The sequence below is a fragment of the Prauserella flavalba genome, assembly GCF_003202235.1.
In the GTDB taxonomy this organism is placed as follows: Bacteria; Actinomycetota; Actinomycetes; order Mycobacteriales; family Pseudonocardiaceae; genus Prauserella_A; species Prauserella_A flavalba.
Genome location: NZ_MASU01000015.1, coordinates 89,710 through 115,402, shown reverse-complemented (window position 1 = coordinate 115,402; position 25,693 = coordinate 89,710). Strand labels below are relative to the sequence as shown.

Sequence of the window (25,693 nt, the reverse complement as noted above, 5' to 3'; positions counted from 1 at the left end):
CCAGCCACCGCAGCGCAGGCCAGCCGACCACCACCGATGCAGGAGAAGTCGCTCGCCGAGCTCGTCGCCGCCGCTCAAGCCGGAGACGACAACGGATCCGACTCCTGGGCCCGAGCAACGCGCACTGACCAACGATCTCGGCTCCCGCATGCGCACGCTGCTCGACCGGTTGCCGCCGCCCCCGGTCGAGCGGGACGGCGAGTTCGACCAGAACGGGACCCACGCTACGCGGACCTGGACGGCGAGGTACCGCTGACCGAATGCCTCCGGGACGTGGTCACCCGCCTGGTGCCCTACTGGAACTCGGCGCCGGACTCAACATCCCGACTGGAATCCCCTTGCGCTACGACGACCTCACACCGGCGGTTCGCACTACCAGCGCCGACGGGGCTGAGCGGCCTCCCGGGTGGCCCGCTCCCGCAGCGCGCCGCCGTCCACCATCGCCCGACGGCTGCGCGGGCTGTCAATCGTAGATCTGGCCGTGGGCGACGGATTCCAAAAACACAGCTACCCGTTCTCCATCATGGTGAACAAGAACGGACAGCGGTTCCTCGACGAGGGCGCCGACTTCCGCAACTACACCTACGCCAAGTACGGCCCCGTGATCCTGGCACAGCCGGGACAGATCGCGTGGCAGATCTTCGACAGCAAGACCGAACATCTCCTGCGCGACGAGTACCGCATCAGGCAGGTCACGAAATGGCAGTCGGACACCCTGGAAGGGCTTGCTGATCGGATCGGCGACATCGACAAGCCCTCCTTCCTGAAGACCGTCGCAGAGTACAACGCGAGTATCGACGTCAGCGTTCCGTTCAACCCGAACGTCAAGGACGGGCGACGCACGCACGGGCTTCCGGTCGAGAAATCGAACTGGGCCAGCACCATCGAGACACCGCCCTTCAGCGCGTACGCCTTCACCTGCGGCATCACGTTCACCTTCGGCTGCGTGAAGATCAACGGCGACGCCGAGGTGTTCAACGACGACGGCGAGGTGATTCCCGGCCTGTACGCGTGCGGAGAGCTGGTGGGTGGCATCTTCTACGGCAACTACCCTGGCGGGTCGGGCCTGACGAACGGTGCCGTGTTCGGCCGCACGCGGGCCGCGCGGCGGCGACCCGCGCGACCGCCGCGACGTAGGCACGGGACGCGTCCGCGTCACCCCGGCCCGCTGGCCCAATGGCACGCGGGACAGGCACCCGGACCACGAGAGAACCCTGGCCGCCATGCGCAGGGAGGTTGTGAGCGTGGAGACACGTGATCGGATGATCTTGGTGTGATGCAGGGCCTGCGCGCAGACCGTTCCCCGGTGATCCACCTCGACCTCGAAGAGCACTGAATCGGTACAATGGTGGTGCCAATGATCCGATTCTCTGGAGGGCAGCGCCGGTGGCCGATGAGGTGACGTTTCAGCCCGCTCGGCCGAGGCGGGCGATCGACGAGATCATCACGCAGATCCGCACGTCCATTCAGCGTGGCGAACTGGAGCCCGGTGACCGGCTTCCCGCCGAGCGCGCGCTGGCCACGCAGTTCGCCGTCAGCCGCAACACGGTCCGGGAAGCGCTGCGCATGCTGGAGATCTCCGGGCAGATCACGCTGAAGAAGGGTGCGACCGGAGGCGCGTTCATCAAGAAGCTCGACAGCAGCGTCGCCGCACGCAGCGTGTCGGACGCCCTGCAGGCCGCGAACGTGTCGGTCTCCGACTTCACCGAGGTGAGGCACTGGCTGGAGCCCGCTCTGCTGCGTTCGGCGTGCGAGCGGATGACCGCCGAGGACCTGCAGGCGCTGGAGGACAACGTCGAGCAGGCCTCGAAGCTGTCGGCGGTGGGCGACTGGGAGCGCAAGGCGGTGGTCCATGTCGAGTTCTACAACCTGCTGGCCGACGCGACGAAGAACCCCGTGATGTCGGTTCTCGTCCGCTCCCTGTCGGAACTGCTCCGGGAGATGGTGCTGGCGGTCGGGCCGTCCACCGACGACGACATCGTGCTTCGCTCCCGGCGTCGGCTGCTCGGCCATCTGCACAAGAGGGACGCCGACAAGGCGGTGCTGGAGGCCGAACGTCACCTGAAGAGGATCCACAAGATGTGGCTCACCGGAAGCTACGCGGGCTCCTACTTCCGTTCCTGAGCGACCGAGGGGACACCCCGTGAAGGGCGCCCCCTCGGTACATCTGGATCAGGCGTTGATCCGGCGGGTGTCCCGCTCGGGATTGACGAGCACGGTGAGCACGAGGCCGCCCACGACGACGATCGCTCCGCACAGGAGGAACACGGTGCCGTAGCCGGTCGCTTCGTCCGGAGCGGAAGAAATCAGGGCGCCGGCCACAGCCGGAGCGACGATGCCGGCCGAGTTCTGCAGTGCCAGGAACACACCGAGGACCCCGGCGCGCTGCCGGGTGGGCGCCAGGCTGCCGACGACGGCGTACATGAGGGGCATGGAGCACATGCTGATTCCGTAGCCGAGCACGAACATTCCCAACACGACGTACGGTGAGTCCAGCATCGTCAGCACCACGATCAGCGCGCCTCCGATAACGAGCGCGGCACCTGCCACGACACCTCGGGCGACCCGGGCCGTCCCACCGCGGGTGAGGACGCGGTCGGTGACGTAGGAGCCACCGATCATCGCGATCATCGCGCCCAGGCTGGGCAGGCCGAAGAACGTGCCCGCCTGCACAGCGGAGAACCCGAGCGCGGTCTCGAAGTAGGACGGCAGCCAGGTCATCACGACGGTGATCAGGGCATACTGAGGGAAGGTGCCGAGAACCGCACCGATGAACGATCCGCTGAGCAGAATCCGGTGCAGCGGCACCTTGCGCTCGCCCGTCGTCTCGACCGCCTCGTCCGGCGTTTTCGCCGCGCGGTAGGGGCCTTCCCTGCCGATGGCGAGCCAGAGCACGCACCACACCGCACCCAGCACGGCGAGCGTGAGGAAGGCGGCGCGCCACCCGAAGCCGACGATCACGAACGTCATCACGGGCGCCATCACGAACTTCGCAATGGAAGAGCCGGACGTGATGAACGACGTGGGCAGGCCTCGTTTCTCGGGAGGGAACCAGGTGTAGGCGGCGTGCGTCGCGAGCCCGTTGGAAGGGCCCTCCGCGGCGCCGAGCACGATCCGGCTGATCAGGACGACCGCGAGCGAGCTGGTGAACACGATCGGCAACTGGGTCAGCGACCAGACGCACACCAGCGCGAACAGCAGCCACCTGCTGGAGATGCGATTGGCGAGGAACCCGACGACGATCCCGCTGATACTGAACAGAAAGAAGAACGCGCTTCCCAGAAAGCCGAACTGTTCGGGCGTGAGGTCCAGGTCGGCCATCATCGGTTGCGCCGCGAGGCCGAGTATCGAGCGGTCGGCCCAGTTGACGACCATGAACAGCACCAGCGCGGCGACCACCAGCCAGCCTCGCCGCGAGGTACCGACTTCGGCGACCGAGCTGGTCGCGGGCGAGATCCCCCCCGGGAAGTTGTTGCATCGACATGGTTCCTCCGTTGGAACAATTCGAATGTACTAACAGGACCCGGTGTTTGGCTGAACCATTGAAACCACACGGCAGGTGCGACGTCAACAGCGAGTCCGGTCTGGATGGATGTGGAAGGTTCGTTCGTCAGGTGCGCAGCCATTGCGCGATGACATCGTTGTGCTGCCCGAGGGTCGGCGGCGGGAGATGCGTTCGCCGGCCTCCCGCGTGACTGTTGCCGTCGAAGCGGATCGTCGGTCCCGGCAGCGCGAGCATGCCCTGCGTCGCGTGCTCGACCGTGATGAGCAATCCCTGCGCGGCAACCTGTTCCCACTCGTAGACCTCGTCGAGGCTCCGGACCCTGCCCGCGGGAACGCCCGCCTCGGCAAGCCTGCGCAGCCAGTGCCCGGCCGGCCTGGCACCGAGAGCACGCCGGATCCGCGCGGTCAGCTCCGCCCGGTTGGCCACCCGGCGGGCGTTGGTCGCGAAGCGAGGATCCTCAGGATCGATACCCACGACGCCGGCGAAGGCACGCCACAGCGGTTCCGAACCGCACGCGATCTGGACGGGCGAGCTTTGGGTCTGGAACAAGCCATAGGGTGCGATCGAGGGGTGGTGAACCCCGGCGGGTACCGGCACCTCCTTCCCTACTGTCCAACGGGTGCCTTGAAAGGCGTGTGCTCCGACCATCGCGGCGAGCAGCGACGTGCGCACGACGCGGCCTCTCCCGGTCCGCTCTCGCTCGTAGAGAGCGGACAGGACGCCGAAGGCACCATTCATCCCGGCCAGCAGATCGGCGATCGGCACCCCGACCTTGGCGGGGTCGCCGTTCTCGGCTCCGGTCAGGCTCATGAGCCCACCCTCGCCCTGCAGGATCTGGTCGTAGCCGGGTCTTGAACGCTCCGGGCCGTCGTGGCCGAACCCGGTGATCGACAAATGGACCAGCCTCGGGTTGAGTTCGCGCAGCCGGTCATCGCCGAAGCCCAGGCGGGCGAAACCACCGGGCCGGAAGTTCTCCACCAGGACGTCGGCCCGCTGGATCAGGCGTGCGAGCATCTCGCGGTCGTCGCCGGACCTCAGGTCGAGGGTGATCGACTCCTTGTTCCGGTTGGCGCAGAAGAAGTAGGTCGACTCACGATCGCGCTCGCCACCGAGAAACGGCGGGCCCCACTGTCTGCTGTCGTCCCCGCCAGGGGGCTCCACCTTGATGACCCTGGCTCCCATGTCGCCCAGCATCATGGCCGCGTGTGGCCCGGCCAGGGCCCGCGACAGGTCCACCACGAGCACGTCGTCCAGTGGCCCGCCCGTCATGAGGGCGCTCCCGTGTCGAACCGGGCCGAGACGTCCCCGAGACCGGTGATCGTCGCGTGATACTCGCCGCCGGGAGGGACCTCTACCATCGGGCCCAGCGCACCGGAGAGGATCACCTCACCTGCCCGGAGCACGCGGCCCAGGCTCTGAAACGTCCTGGCCAGCCACAGCACCGCGGTCACGGGGTCGCCCAGGCAGTCGGCGCCGGTGCCCGAGGAGACGACCTCGCCCGCGCAGCGCAGCTCCATCCGAACCGCCGCCAGGTCGATCGCGTCCAGTGTGGTCTTCTGCTCACCCAGCACGAACAGTCCCGATGACGCGTTGTCGGCCACCGTGTCCACAATGGAGATATCCCAGTCCTGGACGCGGCTGTCCACGACCTCCAGGGCAGGCTGGACGTAGGCGGTCTTCCGGCGGATCACTTCGGCGTCCAGCACGGCGTCGTCGAGGTCCTCCCCCAGCATGAAGGCGACCTCGCCCTCGATCCTCGGCTGGATCAGCCGGGACCTCTCGATCGCTTCCGGTCCCTTGTGGAGCATGTCGTGGAAGAGGATTCCGAAGTCGGGCTGGTCGACGCCGAGCTGCCGCTGGACCGCCGGAGAGGTGAGCCCGATCTTGCGGCCGATGACCCGCGCACCGTCGCGCAGCCGGCGCAGGGTCAGCAACTCCTGAACCGCGTACCCGGCACCGGCGTCACCGTCGGCGAAGAGGTGCCGGACGGGTGGCACCGCCCGCGCCGTCTCGCGCGCCGTCCACAGCTGTTTCCCCGCCTGCTGCGTCAGTTCGCCGGAGGCTACGGTCACGAGGCCACCTCCAGTTCGGCCAGCCGGGCACGCTGCTCGACCAGGAGGCGGTAGCGCATGAGGTGCCGCGCCGCGGCGAGACCGAGCGCCCCGATGACACGTCCGGCCTTGCTGTAGAGCACCACGTACTCGTCGCTACCCAGGCTTCCGTGGACGACCTCGGACCGGTCGTGCCCTTCGGACGTGCCGAGGAACTGCAGACGGCCGCCGTGCTGGTCGGACCAGAAGTACGGGACCTTGCCGACGCCACGCTCATCGCCGCTGATCGTGTGAGCCACGGCCGTGCCCTGTTCCTTGGCGGTCGTCCAGTGCTCGATGCGCTCGTGCACGCCGGTCACCGGGTTCCACCACGCCGCGACGTCGCCCGCGGCGTAGATGCCGGTCCTCGTGGTACGGCCGAACTGGTCACAGACGACGCCGTCGGCGAGCTCGACGCCCGAACCGCGCAACCAGTCCGTCGCGGGCTGTGCTCCGAGTCCGAGCAGGACGACGTCCGCGTCGAGCACTTCGCCATCGGTGAGCACGACTCGCTCGACCCGGCCGTCACCCTCGAGCCGGTCCACGCCCTGGCCGCACCGCAGCCGCACCCCGTGCGCGGTGTGCCGGCTCGCGAGCGCGGCGGCGACCTCCGGCCCGAAGAGCTGCTGGAACGGGTGCTGGAGAGCCTCGACGATCGTGACGTCGGCACCCAGCTCGGCCGCCACCGACGCCACCTCCGCCCCGATGAAGCCGCCGCCCACGATGACCAGGCGCGGTCGCCGGGCGAGTTCGTCCCGTAGGGCACGGCTGTCGGCCCAGGTCCGGATCGTGAACACCCCGGGCAGCATCGACGGCTCCGGCAGCCGCCGCGCCCGCACACCGGTGGCGAGCACGACCGTGTCCGCACTCAGCGCAGTACCGTCGTCCAGCGTCACCACCCGCCGTTCGGCGTCCAGTGCTCGCGCGGCCCTGCCAAGCACGAGCTCGATGCCGTTGTCGCGGTAGTGCGCTTCCGGTCGCAACCATCCCTTGCTGTCCTCCCAGCCCGGCTTCAGCGCCTGCTTGGACAGCGGCGGCTTGTCGTAGGGCAGGTGCGGGTCCGCGTCGAGGAGAACGATCCGGCCCTGAAGTCCTTGTGCTCGCAACGTGTCGGCGGTCGCGACGCCCGCGACCGAAGCGCCGACGATGAGAACGTCCATCAGCTCACTCCTCGATGAGGATCGCGTCGGTCGGGCACGCCTCGGCCGCCTCACGCGCACACGCGTGCAGGTCCTCCGGGAGCTCACCGTCCACCAGGACCACCGCGATCTGGTCGCTGTCGATGTCGAACACCTTGGGAGCCACGCTGAGGCAGGCGGCGAAGCCGCAGCACTTGTCTTCGTCTACTCGAACCTTCATGTCGCTTCCCGGGAGAGTGCGCTGTCCGGGCCGATCCCGAACACCGTGTGGTTGTCCTCGCCGAGCCCAGGAACGGGGGTCGGGGCGGCGCCGCCGCCGAACAGTCCGGCCTGGAACGGGAGCCCGACGTACTCGTAGCCGCCCGCGGCGTCCTCCGCCCTGCGCAACGTGCCCCGCGTTCGCAGGTGGTCGTCGGCGAGCACGTCCGCGACGGTCCGGAACCGGGCGCAGGGAACGCCCTTGTCGAGCAGGTACCTCTCGAGCTCGGCGGCATCCTGGTTCTCGGCCCACGCGGCGATGAGGTCCTGCCACTCCTCCCAGTTCCGTTCCCTCGAGGACATGTCGGCGAACCGGGGATTCGCGAGCAGGTCCTCGCGGCCCATGGCGCCGGCCAGAGTCCGGAAGTTGCGATCGGTGATCGCGGCGATGATGACGAACTCCCGCCCCGCACGGACCGGGCGGTAGACCGTCTTGCCGAGTGCGGGCCCACTGTGCTGGGCGGCCTGGAGCTCGTAGACCAGGATGGATAGCATGATGTCCAGCAACGCCACGTCCAGGTGGTCGCCGCGGCCGTGCCCGGCGCGGGCCAGCAGCGCCGTGACGATCGCGCCGTAGGCCACCTGGCCCGCCATCACGTCCGCGACGAACGTGCCCGTCGACGCGGGTACGTCGGCCATTCGCTGGTAGTGCATGTTCGCGAGGTCGAAGCCGGATACGGCATGCACGATCGGCGCGTAGGCGGGATGCATCGCCTTGGGCCCGGTCTGGCCGTAGCCGGAGATCGAGCAGTACACCAGCGCGGGGTTGGTCCGCGCGCAGGTCTCGTAGTCAAGGCCGAGTTTGGCCATCACCCCGGGGCGGAAGTTCTCGATGACCACGTCCGACTCCGCGACCAACTCCCGGACCAGCCGCTGGTCTCGCGGGTTCTTCAGATCGAGGGCGACGCTGCGTTTGCCGGCGTTCAGCGCGCCGAAGTAGCTGCTCGCCCCGGCCCGGACGGGGGTTCGCTTGCGCATCGGGTCACCTTCGGGTGGCTCGATCTTGACCACCTCGGCACCGGCGTCGGCCAGGAGGCGCCCGCCGTAGGGGCCGGCGATCATGATCGTGAAGTCCGCGACCCGGATGCCGTCGAGTGGCAGGGTCATCGCAGGATCCGCTTCGCGATGATGTTGCGCTGGATCTGGCTGGTGCCTTCGTAGATCCCGAGCAGCTTCGCGTCGCGCAGGTACCGCTCGACGGGATGCTCGGACATGTAGCCATGCCCGCCCAGGATCTGCACGGCGTTCGCGGTGACGCGGTTCACCGTGTCGGCGGCGAAGAGCTTGGCCATCGACGACAGCTTGGTGACCTCGTCCTGCGGTGCGCCGCTGTCGTAGGACTGCGCACAGTCGTAGACGAGATGCCGCGCGGCCGCGATGTTCGTGTAGTCCTCGGCCATCATCCAGCGCAGCCCCTGGAACTCCACGATGCGCCGGCCGCCTGCCTCCCGCTGCTTGGCGTAGTCGATCGCGTAGTCCAGCGCGCACTGCGCGGCACCGACCGCGATGGCGGACACCGTCGGCCGGTTGAGGTGCAGGCCGTGCATGGCGGCGCCGAAGCCGTTGCCCTCCTCACCGACCAGGAACGCGTCCTCCACGGTGACGTCGTCGAGGAAGATCTCGTTGTTGGGGACGCCGTGCTGGCCCATCTTGTCGTTGTGCTTGGCGACCTTCCACCCGTCCTGGGCGGTGTCGACGAGGAAGGCGCTGATTCCCTTGCTGCCGGGAAGGTCGTTGGTCCGGGCGAACACCAGGGCGTACTTCGCCATGCTGCCCCAGGTGATGAACTGCTTCGCCCCGTTGATGATCCAGCGTGAGCCATCCCTGACGGCGCGGGTGGTCATGAGGGACGGGTCCGAGCCGGCGTCGGGCTCGGTGATCGCGATGCACGTGATCGTGCGGCCCTTCGCGAGCGTCGGCAGCAGCTCGTCGAGCAGCTCCTTGCTCGCACTCGTCAGGATCGCGTTGACCACGATGGAGTTCTGGCCCGCAAGCTGCGCCAGCGCCATCGAGCCGGCTTGCGCGACCGCCTCCCTGGCGAGGCACCCCGACAGCAGATCGCCGCCGGGGCCGCCGTACTCCTCGGGCACCGCCAGCTGCACCAGCCCCATGTCACCGAAGACCTCGATCAGGTGGGCGGGGAACTCGTTGGTCCTGTCGATCTCGTTCGCGACCGGGCTGACGTGTTTCTCGGCCATGTCCCTGACCGCGGTGAAGAAATCCTGGTGGTGCTGATCGAGCCTCATGTCACGCATCCCTTCGTCCGAGAAAATCCAGTGCGTTGCGGGTGGTCTGATCACGCCAGCGCTCACCCATCCGCAGATCGCCCGCGGCATCCCGATAGGCGGCACCGACCGGCGTTTCCCGCGCGGCGAAGGGATAGTCCGATCCCACCACCATGCGATCCGCGCCGAACGTGTCCTCGGCCAGGACGAGCACCCGGGCGTCGTAGGTCAGTCCATCGGACCAGAGCCTGCGCAGGGCCTCGCCGGGCCTGACGCCGGGAAACTCCTGGTCCTGCCGCCGCCAGCCGTTGTCGAGCCGTCCGCGCAATGCCGGTATCCCGGCTCCGCCATGCGCCAGGCACACCCGCAGCCGGGGGAACCTGTCCAGTACTCCACCGAACAGGAGCGAGCCGACCGCCAGCTCGGTCTCGATCGGCCTGCCGAGTCCGAACGCCAGACCGTGGTGCCCGGACCGGTGTGGGGCGACGGGCCGCCACGGATGGACGAACACCGCCGCGCCGGAGACTTCGAGCTCGGCCCACACCGCGTCGAGTTCCTTGTCGTGCAACAGGTACCGATCCGCGTGCGTGCCGATCTCGACACCATGCAGCCCGAGTTCACCCCGGATCCGCCGGATCTCCTCCACGGCCGCGCCGGGATCCTGCAGCGGGACGGTGCCGAAACCGAAGAACCTGCCCTCCCCCGCGTCCACGAGTCCGGCGAGGCGATCGTTCTGGCTCCTGGCATAACGAGCGGCGAGGTCGGGATCGGCGTCGTAGAGGAACGTGAACGGTGTCGGCAGCACGACCTGCGCGACGACACCTTCCCGGTCCATGTCCCTGATTCGTGCCGCGGGGTCCCACGCCGGTGAGCCGATCGTGCGCACGTGCTGGCCCCGCTGAAAGACCTTGATCTCCTCGCCGTGCGCTTCGGTGACCGGCCAACCCTCCGCGACCGCCGACTCCGAAGGAGGTGGCAGGTCGTGTGGCAGGAAGTGCGTGTGGACGTCAAGCATGCGTGTTCACCGGCGGAAGCCAGACGTTCGACGCCCACCGGGCCCTGGCCATCGCCCGCGGCCGGTGGTCCGGGTCGGTGATCTTGCCGTGGTCGATGCAGAACTCGACGGTCGAGGGGGAGGGCACGGCCTTGGCGTAGAAACCCATCGACCCGGACGTGGGGTGCCGCAGGAGGTCCCGGGCGAACGGCTCGCCGCGCTCGATGAAGTTCTGCCGGACACGCATCAGGTCGTCGATGTCGCGGAAGTGCAGAGCGATGTGGTCGAGCAACGGGGGCTCGCCACGGCCGGCGCCCAGCACCAGCGAGTGGTGGTACTGGTTGCCGGCGCGCAGGAAGATGGTGCGTTCCATGACCCGGTCGGATTCCAGCAGGCCCAGCACCCGGCCGTAGAAGTCGAACGACTTCTCCAGGTCGGACACCGCCACCACGGCGTGCAGCAGGTCCGCGGGATTGATCCACGGTGTGGTGGGGGTGATGCCCATGTTGCCCATGTCGGCGAAGAGCTCGACGAGGTAACCGTTGGGATCGCGGAACCGGATCGCCTTGCCGGTCCACGCCCCGTCGTGATCGGTGACCTCGATGCCCTCCCCGGCCAGCCGATCGCGATAGCGTTCGAGATCGGCGCGCTCACCGACCTCGAACGCCAGCTTCCGCAAGCCCGGCGTGCCGTCGGTGTGGTGGAGCACGATCCAGTGGTGGTCGGTGCCCCCGCGAAGATAGATCGCGTCGTCCGTTCGTTCGGAGACCTCGAGCATCGCGTACGTGGTCCACCAGGCGGCCGCCTCGTCGAGGTCGGCGACGTCCAGCGCCACGTAACCGAGCCGGTGTGGAATCAGCGTGTCCATCTCTTCTCCCTTGTGTTGGCCGGTGAAAGCGGTCAGAGCATCGTCGAGCCGCCGTTGACACTGAGCACCTGACCGGTGATGAAGGAGGCCTCCCGGCTGGCCAGGTACAGCACGGCCGAGGCCACCTCGGACGCTGTGGCGAAGCGCCCGAGGGGAATGAGCCTGCGGGTCTTCTCGAAACGACCCACCGCCTCCGGAGGCCGGGACAACGTGAAGGGTGTCTCGGTCCCGGTGGGTGCCACCGTGTTCACCGTGATGCCGTCCACGGCGAACTCTCTGGCCATTCCCGTGGTGAGCGCGTGCACTCCGCCCTTGGCTGCGTTGTACATCGCGTGCTCGTACAGTCCATTGCGGACGGAATCGGCGCCGATGTTGACGATCCGCCCGTAGCCGGCCCCACGCATGACCGCTACGGCGCGATGCGAGCACCAGACCGTGGTCCAGAGGTTGCGGTCCACCGTCTCGCGCATGGTCTCCGGCGAATGGTCGAGAAACGGTTTGATGATCCCGCCACCGGCGTTGTTGACGAGCACGTCCAGCCGCCCGAACCGGCTGGTCGCCTCCGCGATCAGATGTTCCGCTCCGTCCCGGTTGGACAGCTCCGCCCCGACATAGCACCATTCCGGCGCGTTCCCGCCGAGGAACCCGGCGACCTTCCGCTCCCCGTCCGGCGCCCGGTCGGCCGCCACGACGTGCGCGCCCTCGCGGGCGGCGCGGGTGATGATCGCACTGCCGATGCCGCCTGCGGCGCCGGTCACCACCACCACCTGACCGCGGAAGCGGTCAGCGAGGACAGGCTCCGTCTCGCCCATGTCAGCGCCCCAGCAGGAAGTCGAGATGGATCCGGTTGAACGTCTCGGGGTCCTCGAACTGCGGCCAGTGACCCGCGTCGGTCATCAGTGCGAACCGGGAATCGGGGATCCAGTCAGCGACCTGCCTGCCCTGTTCCGGCGGCGCCGAGGGGTCGTGGTCGGTCCAGAGGACGAGCACCGGGCACGGAATCTTCTCCCAATGGTGCTGCTCCAGGCAGTTGCGGTCCTGTCCGTCCGGGTCGGTGTGCCGCTTCAGGATGTTGGTCATCCTGGCCACGTACTCGGGGTCCCGGTAGATCGCCAGGCGCGTGGCGACCAGGTCGTCGTAGACGTCGGCCGGGTCGTGCACGAGCCACTCGAGCCGCTTGCGGACGCTGTCCGGGGTCGCGTTGCGCACGGCGTCCATGGACAGCCGTGCGAACCGCTGGACGACGTCGTCGGCGAGGCGCAGTGCGGCACCCGTGTTGAGGACGATCTTGTCGACGCGCCCGGGATGGGTCAGCGCGAACCACGCCGCGATGCCGGCACCCATCGACTCACCGCTGATCGAGGTCTTCTCGATGCCCTCCGCGTCCAGGAAGGCGAGCAGGTGATCGACGTAGTCCGCGAAGTCGTAGCTCTGGTCGGGCTTGTCGGTGAAGCCGTGGCCGACCATGTCGATGGCATAGGTGTGGAAATGCTCCGCGTGCGGGCCGAGGTTGCGCACGTACGCCTCGGCGTGCCCGCCCGTTCCGTGGATGAAGATCAGCGCCGGCTTGTCCGCGCTCCCGGCCTCGAGGACCCGGGTCCGCACTCCCCCGGCATCCACCCAGCGCTGGCTGAACGCGACACCACGCAGGTCGGTCCAGACGCTCTCATGAGCCATGAATGACCACTCCTTTCGGTCTTTGTCGGTCAGAGCACGACGACGGGCTTGCCCGGCTCGCGCGGGCCGGTGAGGTGCTCGTAGCCAGAAGCGATGTCGCCGAACGGGATCCGCCTGCCGACCACGGGCACCAGCTCGCCGTTCAGGACGTGCGGGTAGACGGTGGTCCTCAGCGCGTCCACCGAGTCCGCGATCTCGTCGATCTCCTGGGTCTTCCACGTCGTGCCGAGCAGCCGGGCGCGGGTTCCGGCGAACCGGGCGAGATCGATCCGCGCGGACCGGCCTCCGAGGCGGCCGACCGACACCACCGAGGCGCCTTTGCGAAGCAACGGGACACTCGCCTCGAACATCGCGCCACCGACGTGGTCGATCACCACGTCGACCCCGTCGTCGCCCACCCGCCCGGCGAGGTCACGTCCGTCGTGGACCACCGTGGCCGCGCCGAGCCGCCGCAACAGCGGCACCGCCTCGCGCGAACGCGTCGTCCCGATCACCTCACCGGCCCCGAGCACCCGGGCGAGTTGCACCGCCATGAGTCCCGCGGACGAGGTGGCCCCGGTGACGAGAACACGTTGTCCGCGCCGCAGGCCGGCCAGCCGTGCCAAAGCCTCGAACGCTGTCAGCAGCGCCATCGGAAGGGCGGCAAGGCTCGGCCACGGCGACCCGGCGGGCGCGGGCAGCGACAATCGCTCGTCGACGGCCACGTACTCGGCGTAGGCGCCGGCACACAGCGCCAGCACCGCGTCTCCGGTCCCGACGCGTTCCACCGACTCTCCGACGGCCACGACCTCGCCCGCCATCTCCATCCCGGCGATGTCCGGCCTGCCGGGATGCCGGAACGCCCGCTGGCCGTAACGCCCCTGGCGGTGCAGCAGGTCCGCGCGGTTCATCCCGGCGGCCCGGACGGCGACGAGCACCTCGCGCGGACCCGGTTGCGGAACCGGCACCTCGCGGATCTCGATGGCCCCGTCGACGGGCACCGCCGCACGCATCGTCGCCGCCATCAGAGGATGATCGACAGGACGCCGCCGACGTCGCGCAGCGTGTGGTGGCCGAGAATCGCGTGTTTCGCCGCGATCCGGAACGAACCGTCCTCCGGGCGCAGCAGATAGCGCACGTCGGCGACGTAGGACGTGGTGCCGGGCAACCGTGATCGGTACACCACCACCGTGCACCGCACGCCCAGGTCACCCGAGTCGTCGTCCCAGAGACGGACGTTGCTCACCACGCGGGCGGTGGTGGACCTCGGGTTCTCGATGTGTGCGTAGGTGCTCATCAGGCGCTGGACACGACCGTGGAGGCCGACCAGGTCGTCGTCGATGAGGTTGAGATCCATGTCGACATCGCCGGCCGGGTTGTCGGTGGCGGGCACGACGTAGCGGCCGTCGGCGGTGAACAGGTCGCGCCACTCCTCGAGCTTCCAGGCATCCAGCAGCTGCGCCTCGTAGTACAGGAAGTCCTCTACCCGCGCCCGGTCGTAGCGTTTGGACGACAGCTGCACGCTGTCCGGAGCGTCGATCACGCCTTGCCTCCCATCAGCTCGTCCCAACGCCGCCAGAACGTGCGCATCTGCAGCTCGTCCCAGTTGGGCGGGTCGGCCTTGTCCATGCCGCGCGACACGTCGTTCCAGCCCTGACCCGGCCTGCTCTGGTAACCGCGCTGGCAGGACTCCAGCGCCTCGTTGTCGTCCGGCGTGGCCAGACCGGCGGGCCCGAGAAACGACAGAAAGGATTCGTTGCGCACGCGGCGGGCCGCCGGGGACTCGTCCGCCGGTGCGAGCGACCACGCCGTGACATTCATGTGCCCCGGCGTGTTCGGATAGAAGGTGCGGATGATGACGGCCATGATGTTGTTGATCACCAGGTTGGGAAAGATCAGCATGTTGAAGTCGAGGTTCGCGATGAGCTGGGCGCGTTCCTCACCGTGGACCTCGACCAGGCGCCGGTAGGACTCCTCGACCGTCGCCTTGGTGTCGTCCCCCATCGACGGCCGCCAGCGAGCGATGGGACGACCCCACGGTGCCTGCTTGACCGTCACCGTGTGGCCGTTGCCGAGGTCGAAGGCGTGCGACTGCTTCCAGTCCTTGTCCGTGCTGCCCGCGATCTGGTCGCCGCGCGACTTCTGCACGTCCAAGTAGGTTTTGTGCACCGGAATCGCGTGGTAGCCGTCGGAGCTGTTCTCCGCCAGCAGCTTCCAGTTCGACCTCATCGAGTACTCGTGGGTGCCCGGCTGCACGATCATGCCGACGCTGTCCGCCGCCTGGTCGGCGGTCAGGTCCAGGTAGTACTTGGCGTCCGCGAGGTAGTCCGTCAGCGGCTCGGCCTCCTCGTTGAAGGTCAGGAAGACGAACCCCCGGTACTGGCCCACGGCCGCGGGCTGAGCCAGCCCGTGGTCCTCCTTGCGGAATCCCTCCGGAAAGCCCTCCTCGTCCGGCATCGACACCAGCTGCCCGTCGTTGTTGAACGACCAGGAGTGGTAGAAGCACCGGAACCGCCGCTGGTTGCCACGGCGTTCCCGGCAGACCTCGGCACCGCGGTGCGAACACGAGTTGAGCAACACGCGCACGTCACCCGCCGAGTTGCGGGTGAACAGCACGGGCCGCCCCGCGACCTCACGCGCGACGAAGTCGCCGGGCTTGGGCACCTCGGAGACATGCCCCACGTAGATCCAGCACTTCGAGAACACCTCCTCCCGCTCCCTCGCGAGCACCGTCTCGTCGGTGAACACCGCCCGGCTGACCAGGAAACGGTTGGGAGAACGCAGGTCCCGAACGAACTCCGTCTCCCGTCCGGGGATCCGCACCACCTCGGCGACGTGGCTGGATCGAGGCGCGAAGCCAGTCATCCTCGACTCCTTCGTGGTCCATTGGTTGGGCCATTGAACAGGCTCGGCGTCCGCCGAGTCAACCCTCGGGACCGTCTCCTGGGAAACTCAGCCGGATTTCGCCGCCAAGCGGCAACCCCCGCCGGCGTAGCTACTCGGGAGTTCCGCCCGGCGCCGCGGCGCTCACTCGGGGTCTCGCGTCACGTCCCGCTCGGCGTCGGCGGGCACCTGGCGGTCGAGCACGACGGCACGGCTGGCGAGCAGGGCGTTGACCCACCGCGCCCGGGGATCGACATCGACCAGCAACGCCTTCACCAGCAACGTGAGCGGCACGGCCAGTATCGCGCCGAGCGGGCCGATGATCCATCCCCAGAAGACCAGGGAGACGAAGGTCGCGATCGTCGACAGCCCCACCGCGTTGCCCACGAACCGGGGCTGGATCAGCGACTGCACCACGAAGTTCAGTGCGCTGTAGACCACGATGACGGCCAGCATCAGCTGCCAGTCGCCATCGAGCAGGGCCAGTAGCGCGGGTGGCGCGAGACCCAGCAGAAAGCCGACGTTGGGAATGTAGTTGGTGATGAACGCGAGCACGCCCCACAGCACCGGCAACGGGATGCCCATGATCAGCAGGGCGATGGCGTCCAGCACGGCGACGATCAGGCCGAACACCGTCGTGACGAGCATGTAGCGGCGGGTGCCGTGCACGAACTCCGTGATCGCCGCACCGATCCCGGGCCGGTCGGCCGTGACCGCGAGCTTCCGTGCGCCCGCCATCGCAGCCTCGATGCTGAGGAACAGCAGCAGCGCCAGCAGGAACAGAAGCCCGGCACCGAAGCTGGTCACCGAGCCCAGCACCGCTCGCACGTACCCGACGAGCCGGCCGAAGTCGAGGTCGTCCGTGGCCGGACGGAGGTCCTGCGGCGAGACGCCCCACCGTTCGAGCGCCGACGCCAGTCCCGTGACGAGATCGTGCGCACGTCCCGCGTAGCTGGGCAGCAGCGACGCGAGCTGGGCGATGGACACGACGAGCACCAGGACGAGGGCGGCGATCACCGCGTACACGAGCACCACGAGCAGTGCCGTCGAGACCCACCCGGGAACACGGTGCGCGCGCAGCCAGCGCGTCGCGGGACTCAGCGTGATCACGATGACCCCGGCCAGGAAGAACGGACCGAGCAGCCACGCGCCGAGCTTGAGGCCGGCGATGATCACGACCACCGACGCGCCCCCGATGAGCAGCATCAGTCCGCGGGGCACGCCGCGCGCGATCAGCTCCCGTCCGGACGCCTTCATTCCGGCGACGCTAGGCAACGCCGCGTCGCGCGCGCCTCGTCACTGCCGGATGAGACGGGTGCCTCCGGCCCCACAACGGGCCCTGGGAAAAGGGAGAGCCCGGGGCATCGGGAAGTCGCCGAATCACCACCGGCAGGCGAGGCAGCACCCGGTCCATGTGCCGAGGCTGCTGAGGACCTGCGTGCCCATTCACCGGATGGAGGAGCCCGATCATGGTGAAGCCGTGCCGCGGCGTCAGCACAGCGACGGCGCACGGTGAGCGGAGCGGCCATGAGGACGCCGGTCTTCCGTTCGCTCGCGGGTTACCGGCCGTCCTGGTGGCGGCGCGACCTCGTTGCCGGGATGACCGTGTGGGCGGTGCTCGTCCCCGAGGAGGCCTTCGCGTACACGACCATCGCCGGGGTCCCGCCGGTGGTGGGCCTGTATGCCGCGCCGGCGGCGCTTGTGCTGTACGCCGCGTTCGGCAGCTCCCGGCATCTCGTGACGGGACCCATGTCCGCCACCGCCGCACTGTCGGCGGCCGCCGTGGCCGGACTGGCGGGCGGGCATGGCGACCGTGTCATCGCGCTGACCACCGGGCGTGCCGTGGTCGCGGGGGTGATCGCGATCGCGGCGGGCCTGCTGCGGCTCGGGGTGCTCGCGGCGTTCATCTCCCAGCCGGTGCTCAAGGGCTTCATCCTGGGGCTGGCGCTGACGATCATCGCCGGGCAGGTGCCGAAGCTGCTCGGCGTCGAGAAGGGCCAGAGGCAGGTTCGGCGCTCGGCGCCCCCGGCCTGCCACGCGGGCCGACCGGGGGCGCTGCGGATACTGCTCGTCCCAGGTCATCCTGGCGCTCCTCCCCATGATCGCGCCGCGCACGGTCACACACCTCGGGGGCTCGCCGCCTCACCTTCTCCGGGTGGGGCGTCCGGAACGTCGACCTGGCGGGCGGCCCCGGCCCGCGAACCCGGCCGCGCCGCGCCAGGGCACGGGCGAAGGCGTTCTCATCCGCTACGGGCGACGTCCGGAGGCGCACTCCGGGGCTTGACTGCGCTGGTGCCGTGCGAAGGGAGCCGACGATGACCGAGCAGATGCAGCAGGACTCCAGGGCCACCAGCCGGGGTTCCACCACACCACCCGAACGCGGGACACGGCGCACGCCGTGGGTGGGCTGGATCTGGTTCGCCGCGATCATCATGGCCATGCTCGGGGTGTTCACCCTGATCTACGGCCTCGTCGCGATCTTCAACGACGAGTTCTACACCATCGGCCCCGAGGGGCTGCTGCTGTTCGACATCACCGCCTGGGGCTGGATACACCTGATCATCGGCGCGGTCGCCATCCTGACCGCCTTCGCCCTGCTCAGCGGCCGCATGTGGGCACGCGTGCTGACGGTGCTCATCGCGAGCGTCAACGCGATCGCGCAGCTGACGTTCCTCGCGGCCTACCCGGCCTGGTCGATCATCGCGATCGTGCTGGACATCCTGGTGATCTGGGCCGTGGTGGTGCACGGCAGGGAGGTCGACGCCTGACGGCAGGGCTTGCCAACCTGCCGACGACGTCGGGTCGACGGTGATCACATGGCGAGGAGGACTGCATCCGTGTCACCAGCACGCTACGAGCTGCGGGTCAGCGGACGGATGTCGGAGCTGGCCCAGGACGCCGTCTGGGACTTCGGCGCGCTGACCGTGGTCCCGGCCTCACCCGAGACCATCATCTACGGCCGGATCATCGACGCGGCTCAGCTCCACGGACTGCTGGCGCTGCTGGAAGACCTGGGCCTGCACATCGTCTCGGTCCACCGGCTCCCACCCCCGGACGAGGAAGCACGGGAGCCGGACCCGGCCGGATGACCGTCACACTGTCCACAAGGGAATCCGGTCTCAGTGGCGCCGCTCACGAGGGATGCGGCGGCCGCGGCGTGACGATGGCGAAGCCGGGGTCGGGGGTGTCGAGCACCTCGAGGATGCGGGCGAGGACATCCGTGGCGCCCTCGATGCTCAGCGAACCCGACTCCTGCAACTCGTCTGGTCGGGTCTGGCCGGTGACCAGCGCGAGCAGGGCCCCGCGGCTCGTGCGGACGACGGCGTCGGGCTTCTCCCGGCCCACGCCGTCGCCGTGGGTCAACACGCCGTTGGACATCCGGGACCAGTACCGGTGTTCCTCGCCGTCCGGGCCGGTCACCGACCAGTCGATGCCGACGCGCAGATCGCTTGCGCGTGGACCGTCCACCCGGATCGCGACACTGTCGAACAGCTGCGAGAGCGTGAGCTGCGCGAGGATATCCGGCGACGCCGTCACCGTGGGCGTCCCGACCGTGGCGCCACGTAGTTCGGCCGCCCCGACGAGGTAGAAGTTGCGCCAGGTCCCGTTCTCGGCACCGAAGCCGAGCTGTTCGAACGCGGCGGCCTGCAGCTCGCGTGCGGCGGTGTTGCCCGGGTCGGCGTAGACGAGGTGCCCGGCGAGCTCGCCGACCCACCGGTAGTCGCCGTCGTCGAACGCCCGCCGCGCGACGTCGAGCACCGCCTCAGGCCCACCGATCGCCTCGACGTAGCGGCGGCCCGCCTGCTCGGGCGGGTACGCCCACAGCCGTGCGGGGTTTCCGTCGAACCAGCCCAGGTATCGCTGGTACACGGCCTTGACGTTGTGGCTGACCGACCCGTAGTAGCCGCGGGTGTGCCAGGCGTTCTCCAGCCCCGGCGGCAGCTCGAGCAGCTCGGCGATCTCCACACCGACATAGCCTTTGTTGAGCAGGCGCAGTGTCTGGTCGTGCAGGTAGGCGTAGAGGTCGCGCTGCTCGGAAAGCAGGGCGACAACCCGCTCGCGTCCCCACGTCGGCCAGTGGTGCGAGGCGAACTCGACGCTGGTGGCGTCCGCGAACAGGTCGATGGCCTCGGTGAGGTAACGCGCCCACGCGTGCGGGTCGCGAACCAGCGCTCCGCGCAGGGTCAGCAGGTTGTGCAGGGTGTGGGTGGCGTTCTCCGCCATGCACAGCGCGCCGTGGTCGGGGAACAGGAAGTTCATCTCCGAGGGCGCCTCGGTGCCCGGCGTGACCTGGAAGAGGATCCGCACGCCGTCCAGCACCTCCTCCTGGCCGGTCCTCGTGACCTCGAGTGTCGGCGGGATCAGCGTGATCGTGCCGGTGGAGACACTCATGCCCAGCCCTGCGCCGAGCTGGCCGGCGGGGCCCACCGGCAGGGCCGCCCCGTACATGTAGGCCGACCGGCGGGCCATCGCCGCGCCGGCGTAGACGTTCTCAGCGACCGCGTGTTCGACGAACCCCTCGGGGGCGAGGACGGGCACCCGGCCGGACGCCACGTCGTCGCCGGTGACCACGCCCCGCACACCGCCGAAGTGGTCGACGTGGCTGTGGGTGTAGATCACCGCCGTCACCGGGCGGTCCCCGCGGTGCCCACGGTAGAGGCCGAGCGCGGCCGCCGCGGTCTCGGTGGAGATCAGCGGGTCGATCACGATGACACCCTTGTCGCCCTCGACCAGCGTCATGTTGGACAGGTCCATGCCGCGCACCTGGTAGATGCCGTCGGTCACCTCGTAGAGCCCGTGGAGAGCGACGAGCCGCGCCTGCCGCCACAGACTGGGGTTCACCGTGTCGGGCCGCTCCGCCTGCAGAACGGTGGCCCACGCGTCGGCGTCCCACACGACCCTGCCGTCGGCCGCTCGCACCTGGCCGGGTCGCAGCGCGCCGACGAATCCGCGCTCGGCGTCCTCCATGTCGCCGGTGTCGGCCAACGGAAGCCGGTCCTCCAGTGCGGAGGCGGCCGCGACGATCCGCGGAGTCGCCTGCTTCTCGGTCATTGGTTCCCCTTTCTCACGGTCACGGGAGAAGGCCCCCGGCATCGCATGGTCGTGGGGTGGGCCCGGAGAGACGTCGTCCGCGGAGGGTGAGGCCGGTTGCGTCACGAGCACCGGGCAGTGGCTCGCTGCCTAGCGCATATGCAGGTTGAAGCCGGTGATCTCCCGGTCCAGCAGTCCGAGCGGCTCCGGCCAGGCTTCCGGGTCGCCGGACTTGGAGGTGACGCTGGTGGTCCCGGCGAGATCGGCGCCGGTCAGCTCGACGACGGCGTCGCCGTTGTTCGCGATGCCCTCGGTGACGACGAGGACCTGGTGCCGCACCCGGACGGTGACCTGTTCTCCGGAGTCGGTGAAGGCGAGTCCCACGGTCGGCTTGCGCCGTGGTTGGCCTTGAGCGCAACCCGTGGCGGGGACACACCAGCTCGCGCGGGCGAGCGCTCGCCACGAAGCCGGTTACGCGAAGGAAACACGCGAGGCCTTGACCCGGCCTCGCGCACTGTTTACCGTGTGTTCGCATCTTACGAAAGGCGTTCGTATATGTCAAACACCTCGCGAACCTCCAGCACCGTGGCCACCGCTTTGCGTGTGCTGCGCCTGCTCGCCGACAACCCGGGCGGCATGGGCATCACCGAGGTCGCGCGGGCACTCGACATCGCCAAGAGCAAGGCCCACCTGCTGCTCGCCACCCTGCTCGAACAGGACTTCGTGGAGCGGACCGCGGACAGCCGATACCGGCTCGGGCTGACCGCGTTCGAGGTGGGCTCGGCCGTGCCGGACGCGGCGCGGTTCGGTGGCGACCTGATCACGCCGATGCGTGCCCTCGCCGATCTGTGCGGCGAAGCCGTTTCGCTCGCGGTACTCCGCAACCGCGACGCGATCATGATCCAGCGGTTCGAGACCAAGCATGTACTGCGAGCGGAGATCGGTGTCGGCACGCGGATGCCGCTGATCAGTTGCGCATCCGGGAAGTTCCTGCTCGCGCACATGACCGACGACCAGGTGGACAGCCTGTATCCGGGCGAGGTGCTGCCACACGTGACCGTGCACAGCATCCGTACCAAGGCTCAGCTCAAAGCCACGTTCCCGGAGATCCGCCGGCAGGGGTACGCCCTGAACGACCAGGAGTACGCGGAAGGCATCTCCGGCATCGCCACCGGGGTCGCGGACGGGAGCGGGCACTACGTGGCCGCGCTCAGCGTGGCCGGACCCACCAGCCGTTTCCGTGCCGAGCAGTGGATCGAGCCACTGACGGAGGCGGCGCAGAAGATGACCGAACTGTTGTCCAGCCGGCGCTGACCGGCTGGGGAAAACCGAGGTTGACGCTCGCGATGGAAATCGTTGCTGGAATCGACGTGGGTGGCACGTTCACGGACGTGCTGCTCTACCACGCGGTGACAGGAAATCTACGCCTGGCCAAGGTGTTCTCCACCCCAGGCCGCCAGGCCGACGGCCTGCTCACGGGCCTGCGGCAGTTCGACGTGCCGCTCGGCGAACTCGACGCGGTCGTGCACGGCACGACGGTGGCGACCAACGCCGTACTGGAGCGCAAGGGATCGCGCACCGCGCTGGTGACCACGCGTGGTTTCCGCGATGTGCTGGAGCTGCGCCGGCGCGATCGGCCCACGACCTACGGGCTGACGGGCACATACCGGCCGCTGGTGCCGCGGAGCCTGTCGTTCGAGGTCGACGAACGCATCGACGCACAGGGGCGGATCGTCGAGCCCCTCTCCCCCGAGTCCGTGGACAGGGTCGCCGCCGCGCTTCGCGCATCCGGAGTGGAGAGCGTCGCGGTATGCCTGCTCAACAGCTACGTCAACGCCGATCACGAGCGGACACTCGCGTACGAGCTGCGCCGGCTCCTGCCCGGTGTGGAAGTGACCGCGTCGTACGAGGTGTGCCCTGAGCCGGGCGAGTTCGAGCGTGCGACCACCACGGTGGTCAACGCCTTCGTTCGCGCGCCGATGTCGAGGTATCTCGGCGCGGTGCAGCAGCGGCTGGAGAGCGACGGGTTCGCCCGGGACGTGCAGGTGATGCAGTCCAACGGAGGACTGATCCCGGCCCGCCGCGGGGGCGAGCTCGCCGTCCGTACCCTGCTGTCCGGTCCGGCCGCGGGCACGGTAGCCGCGGCGGCGTTCGGTGAGGCCGCGGGCCTCCCGGACGTCATCTCGTGTGACATGGGCGGCACGAGTTTCGATGTCGCGTTGATCCCGGGCGGCCGCCCTGCGGTGACCGCGGAAAGCGCCATCGACTACGGGGTCCCGATCAAGGTTCCGATGATCGACATCACCACCATCGGCGCGGGCGGTGGATCGATCGCCTCGGTCGACCGCGCCGGGATCCTCCAGGTCGGCCCGGAAAGCGCCGGCTCCGACCCCGGCCCCGCCTGCTACGGCCGCGGCGGCACCCGCCCGACGGTCACCGACGCGAACATCGTCCTCGGGCGGATCACCGCCGAACAGCGCCTGGGCACGCAGGACGGTTTCGCGCTCGACCGCGACGCCGCTGCCGACGCGATCCGCACTCACGTCGCCGAACCGCTCGGACTCGACGTGACCGCCGCCGCGCTCGCGATCATCCGCTTCGCCAACGAGAAGATGGCCAACGCGATCCGCATGGTCAGCGTCGACAAGGGACACGACCCACGCGAGTTCGCCCTGGTGGGCTTCGGTGGCGCCGGGCCGATGCACGTCGCCGAACTGGCGAAAGCCGTTGGTGCCACCACGGTTCTGGTCCCGCCTCACCCCGGCGCACTGTCGGCGTACGGCTGCCTGATCGCGGACGTGAAGTACGACTACGTCACCGCGGTCGGCGCCGAGGTCGAGGACTGCACGGCGGGCGGGGTCGAACGCATCCTGGCCGACCAGGCCGAGCTCGGCCGCAAAACCCTGGAAGCCGACGGGTTCGCCGACTCCGACATCACCGTCGAGCACGTCGCCGAGATGAGCTTCAGCAAGCAGCTCTACTCGATCCGCGTTCCACTGGGCGGCGAACGAGAAGGGTGGACCCCGGACCGGCTCGGCGAGGAGTTCCACCGCGAGTACCTCGCGATCTACCAGGGTCGTCATCCCTCCGGCGCGATCCGGCTGATCAGCCTGCGCACCGTCGTGACCGGCCGGCGCAAGCCGCTGAGCCACGTGACGGCGACCCCGTCGGAGCACCCGGAGCCCCGGGAGCGCACCGTCGTGTTCGCTGACGGCAGCCACACGGTCCCCGTGCTGCACCGCGACTCCTTCCAGGCCGGCCAAACCCTGCACGGTCCGGCGATCGTCGAGCAGAGCGACACCACGATCGTGCTTCCCCCGGCTACATCCGCGACCGTTCACGAGAACGGCAGCCTCATCGTGAAGGTGGCATCATGACCGACCTCGACCCGCTGTCCATCGCCGTCATCCGCGGCAGGCTCGAACAGATCGCGGACGAGATGGACACCGTCTTCGAACGCATGGCGTTCTCCCCGGTGATCTCCGACGCCTGGGACCGAGCCGACGGCATCTACTCCGCGACCGACGGCAGCATGATCGTCCAGGGCACCCGCGGGCTGCCGATCTTCGTGGGCACCATGCAGTACACGGTGGCGAGCGTGATCGCCGAAACCGGTGAGGTCCGCCAGGGGGACACGTTCATCGTCAACGACCCCTTCGCGGGCGGCACCCACATCATGGACACCAAGATGGTGCGGCCCTTCTTCTACCGCGGCGAGTTGTTCGCCTACCTCGCCAACACCGGGCACTGGCCGGACCTCGGCGGCCGCGTACCCGGCGGGTTCGGTGCCGCGGCCACCGACTGTTACCAGGAGGGCCTGCGTCTCCCGCCGGTGAAGTTGTTCAGCGGCGACGAGCTCAACACCGACATCGTCGCGATCCTGCAGACCAACTCCCGCCTGCCGGAGGACGTCCTCGGTGACATCGACGCCCAGGCGACCGCGTTGCGCGCCGGCGAGACCCGCCTGACCGAACTGCTCGACGAGTACGGACCCGAGCTCGTGAACGCGGTGATCGACGCCCTGCGTGAGCGGTCGGCGCGGCAGATGCGCTCGCACATCGCCGAAATCCCCGACGGCACCTACCGCTTCGTCGAAGAGATGGACAACGACGGCATCACCGACGAGGTGCTCCGCGTCGACGCACGGATCACGGTCGCCGGGGACGAGCTGACCATCGACTTCAGCGAGTCGTCCGCGCCGTGCCAGGGGCCGATGAACTCGGTCTACGCCGCCACGGTGTCCAGCAGCATCGTCGCGATCAAACACCTGTTCCCCGACATCCCCATCAACTCCGGCATCTTCGAGCCGATCACCTTCGTCATCCCGGAGACCGTCTTCCTCAACGCGAAACCGCCCAGGCCGGTGGCCGGGTGCGCGGCCGAAACCAGCCAGCGCATCATCACCGCCGTCATGGGGGCGCTCGCCGAAGCCGCACCCGATCGCGTTCCGGCCGGATCGTCGGCGACCGTCAACAACCTGTCCATCGGCGGTGTGCAGGAGGACGGCACCCCGTTCGTGCTGTACGTGTTCCTCGGCGGCGGCTACGGAGGCCACCCCGGCGGCGACGGGCTGTCCAACGGCTGCTCGCTGATGAGCATCGGCCGCGTCCAGTCGATCGAAACCCTCGAACAACGCTACCCGCTGCGCTTCCGCAAGTACGGCCTGCGCGACGGCTCGGCGGGCCACGGCAGGCACCGCGGCGGCTTCGGCGTCCATTTCGAGTTCGAGTTCACCGCCAGCGAAGGCCAGGCCAGCCTCCTCGGCGACCAGGCCAAGACGGCACCGGTCGGCCGCGCGGGCGGGACGCCCGGGCAGACGTCGTCGCCGTGGTTCCGCATCGACGGCGAGCAGGTCATCCTGCCGATGATCAGCAAGGGCGAGAACGTCTCGCTGCGCGCCGGCGACATCGTGTGCCTGCGCACGCCCGGTGGTGGTGGGTACGGGCCCATCGCCGAACGCGACCGCGACGCCGTCGCCACCGACATCGAACACGGCTACCTCGACCAGGAGACAGCCGCCCGGATCTACGCCCCCACCGCCTAG

At 69.0% G+C, this 25,693-nt stretch carries 25 protein-coding genes; 8 read left to right on the top strand and 17 right to left on the bottom strand.

Features of this window, described 5'->3' with window-relative positions:
- The first annotated feature begins 406 nt into the window (after positions 1–406).
- Both BA062_RS32710 and BA062_RS41095 read left to right on the top strand, forming a co-directional pair.
- The gene (locus BA062_RS32710) at positions 407–1,258 is read left to right on the top strand and encodes an FAD-binding protein (RefSeq protein ID WP_245960117.1); all 852 of its coding nucleotides are present in this window, start codon (positions 407–409) and stop codon (positions 1,256–1,258) included.
- Positions 1,259–1,386: 128 nt separating this feature from the next.
- Positions 1,387–2,124, top strand: coding sequence for a FadR/GntR family transcriptional regulator (locus BA062_RS41095; RefSeq protein WP_110343000.1), 738 nt, complete (start codon positions 1,387–1,389; stop codon positions 2,122–2,124).
- 48 nt (positions 2,125–2,172) lie between these two features.
- Here the strand turns inward: BA062_RS41095 and BA062_RS32700 are convergent, their stop codons facing one another.
- The 15 genes from BA062_RS32700 to BA062_RS32630 form a co-directional block, all read right to left on the bottom strand.
- Entirely contained in the window at positions 2,173–3,399 is a 1,227-nt protein-coding gene (locus tag BA062_RS32700; RefSeq protein ID WP_110342999.1) for an MFS transporter, read from the bottom strand.
- A gap of 211 nt (positions 3,400–3,610) precedes the next feature.
- Positions 3,611–4,774, bottom strand: coding sequence for a CaiB/BaiF CoA transferase family protein (locus BA062_RS32695; RefSeq protein ID WP_110342998.1), 1,164 nt, complete (start codon positions 4,772–4,774; stop codon positions 3,611–3,613).
- Positions 4,771–5,577 carry a 2-keto-4-pentenoate hydratase gene (locus BA062_RS32690; protein WP_110342997.1) on the bottom strand — a complete coding sequence of 269 codons (807 nt, stop codon included), beginning with the start codon at positions 5,575–5,577 and terminating at the stop codon, positions 4,771–4,773. The genes BA062_RS32695 and BA062_RS32690 overlap by 4 nt, the downstream gene beginning before the upstream one ends.
- Positions 5,574–6,755, bottom strand: coding sequence for an NAD(P)/FAD-dependent oxidoreductase (locus tag BA062_RS32685; RefSeq protein WP_110342996.1), 1,182 nt, complete (start codon positions 6,753–6,755; stop codon positions 5,574–5,576). The genes BA062_RS32690 and BA062_RS32685 overlap by 4 nt, the downstream gene beginning before the upstream one ends.
- 4 nt (positions 6,756–6,759) lie before the next feature.
- Positions 6,760–6,954 carry a ferredoxin gene (locus tag BA062_RS32680; RefSeq protein WP_110342995.1) on the bottom strand — a complete coding sequence of 65 codons (195 nt, stop codon included), beginning with the start codon at positions 6,952–6,954 and terminating at the stop codon, positions 6,760–6,762.
- Positions 6,951–8,099, bottom strand: a complete 1,149-nt coding sequence (locus BA062_RS32675) for a CaiB/BaiF CoA transferase family protein (RefSeq protein WP_110342994.1) — start codon at positions 8,097–8,099, stop codon at positions 6,951–6,953. Before BA062_RS32675 ends, BA062_RS32680 begins: the two co-directional genes overlap by 4 nt.
- A complete protein-coding gene (locus BA062_RS32670) occupies positions 8,096–9,238 on the bottom strand; it encodes an acyl-CoA dehydrogenase family protein (protein ID WP_168214159.1) in 1,143 nt (380 codons plus the stop codon). The genes BA062_RS32675 and BA062_RS32670 overlap by 4 nt, the downstream gene beginning before the upstream one ends.
- Before the next feature lies 1 nt (position 9,239).
- Entirely contained in the window at positions 9,240–10,232 is a 993-nt protein-coding gene (locus tag BA062_RS32665; protein ID WP_110343057.1) for an amidohydrolase family protein, read from the bottom strand.
- Positions 10,225–11,079, bottom strand: a complete 855-nt coding sequence (locus tag BA062_RS32660) for a VOC family protein (protein WP_110342992.1) — start codon at positions 11,077–11,079, stop codon at positions 10,225–10,227. Before BA062_RS32660 ends, BA062_RS32665 begins: the two co-directional genes overlap by 8 nt.
- A gap of 32 nt (positions 11,080–11,111) precedes the next feature.
- Entirely contained in the window at positions 11,112–11,891 is a 780-nt protein-coding gene (locus BA062_RS32655; protein WP_110342991.1) for an SDR family NAD(P)-dependent oxidoreductase, read from the bottom strand.
- A 1-nt stretch (position 11,892) separates the two neighbouring features.
- A complete protein-coding gene (locus BA062_RS32650) occupies positions 11,893–12,756 on the bottom strand; it encodes an alpha/beta fold hydrolase (protein WP_110342990.1) in 864 nt (287 codons plus the stop codon).
- Between the two features lie 29 nt (positions 12,757–12,785).
- Positions 12,786–13,760: a zinc-binding dehydrogenase gene (locus BA062_RS32645; protein ID WP_110342989.1), complete on the bottom strand. Its 975-nt coding sequence runs from the start codon at positions 13,758–13,760 to the stop codon at positions 12,786–12,788.
- Positions 13,760–14,278 carry an aromatic-ring-hydroxylating dioxygenase subunit beta gene (locus BA062_RS32640; RefSeq protein WP_168214158.1) on the bottom strand — a complete coding sequence of 173 codons (519 nt, stop codon included), beginning with the start codon at positions 14,276–14,278 and terminating at the stop codon, positions 13,760–13,762. The genes BA062_RS32645 and BA062_RS32640 overlap by 1 nt, the downstream gene beginning before the upstream one ends.
- On the bottom strand, positions 14,275–15,600 hold the full coding sequence (locus BA062_RS32635) for an aromatic ring-hydroxylating oxygenase subunit alpha (RefSeq protein ID WP_110342988.1): 1,326 nt from the start codon (positions 15,598–15,600) through the stop codon (positions 14,275–14,277). Before BA062_RS32635 ends, BA062_RS32640 begins: the two co-directional genes overlap by 4 nt.
- 162 nt (positions 15,601–15,762) lie before the next feature.
- Positions 15,763–16,875 (bottom strand): AI-2E family transporter, encoded by a 1,113-nt coding sequence (locus tag BA062_RS32630; protein ID WP_110342987.1) that lies wholly within the window; start codon positions 16,873–16,875, stop codon positions 15,763–15,765.
- Between the two features lie 270 nt (positions 16,876–17,145).
- Here BA062_RS32630 and BA062_RS32625 point away from each other — a divergent pair, with 270 nt between their 5' ends.
- From BA062_RS32625 to BA062_RS32615, 3 genes are all read left to right on the top strand, one after another.
- Positions 17,146–17,937: a SulP family inorganic anion transporter gene (locus BA062_RS32625; protein WP_110342986.1), complete on the top strand. Its 792-nt coding sequence runs from the start codon at positions 17,146–17,148 to the stop codon at positions 17,935–17,937.
- On the top strand, positions 17,934–18,386 hold the full coding sequence (locus tag BA062_RS32620) for a DUF7144 family membrane protein (protein WP_110342985.1): 453 nt from the start codon (positions 17,934–17,936) through the stop codon (positions 18,384–18,386). The genes BA062_RS32625 and BA062_RS32620 overlap by 4 nt, the downstream gene beginning before the upstream one ends.
- Positions 18,387–18,455: 69 nt before the next feature.
- Positions 18,456–18,707 carry a hypothetical protein gene (locus tag BA062_RS32615; protein WP_245960116.1) on the top strand — a complete coding sequence of 84 codons (252 nt, stop codon included), beginning with the start codon at positions 18,456–18,458 and terminating at the stop codon, positions 18,705–18,707.
- 43 nt (positions 18,708–18,750) lie between these two features.
- Here the strand turns inward: BA062_RS32615 and BA062_RS32610 are convergent, their stop codons facing one another.
- Both BA062_RS32610 and BA062_RS32605 read right to left on the bottom strand, forming a co-directional pair.
- Complete coding sequence (locus BA062_RS32610) at positions 18,751–20,670, bottom strand: alkyl/aryl-sulfatase (RefSeq protein WP_110342983.1); 1,920 nt, start codon at positions 20,668–20,670, stop codon at positions 18,751–18,753.
- 129 nt (positions 20,671–20,799) lie between these two features.
- Positions 20,800–21,033: a hypothetical protein gene (locus tag BA062_RS32605; RefSeq protein ID WP_110342982.1), complete on the bottom strand. Its 234-nt coding sequence runs from the start codon at positions 21,031–21,033 to the stop codon at positions 20,800–20,802.
- A gap of 201 nt (positions 21,034–21,234) precedes the next feature.
- On the opposite strand from BA062_RS32605, the gene BA062_RS32600 reads away from it, so the two are divergent.
- Genes BA062_RS32600 through BA062_RS32590 form a run of 3 tightly spaced genes read left to right on the top strand, consistent with a single transcriptional unit; the run spans position 21,235 to position 25,693 of the window.
- Entirely contained in the window at positions 21,235–21,963 is a 729-nt protein-coding gene (locus BA062_RS32600; RefSeq protein ID WP_110342981.1) for an IclR family transcriptional regulator, read from the top strand.
- 32 nt (positions 21,964–21,995) lie between these two features.
- Positions 21,996–24,026: a hydantoinase/oxoprolinase family protein gene (locus BA062_RS32595; RefSeq protein WP_110342980.1), complete on the top strand. Its 2,031-nt coding sequence runs from the start codon at positions 21,996–21,998 to the stop codon at positions 24,024–24,026.
- On the top strand, positions 24,023–25,693 hold the full coding sequence (locus BA062_RS32590) for a hydantoinase B/oxoprolinase family protein (RefSeq protein WP_110342979.1): 1,671 nt from the start codon (positions 24,023–24,025) through the stop codon (positions 25,691–25,693). The genes BA062_RS32595 and BA062_RS32590 overlap by 4 nt, the downstream gene beginning before the upstream one ends.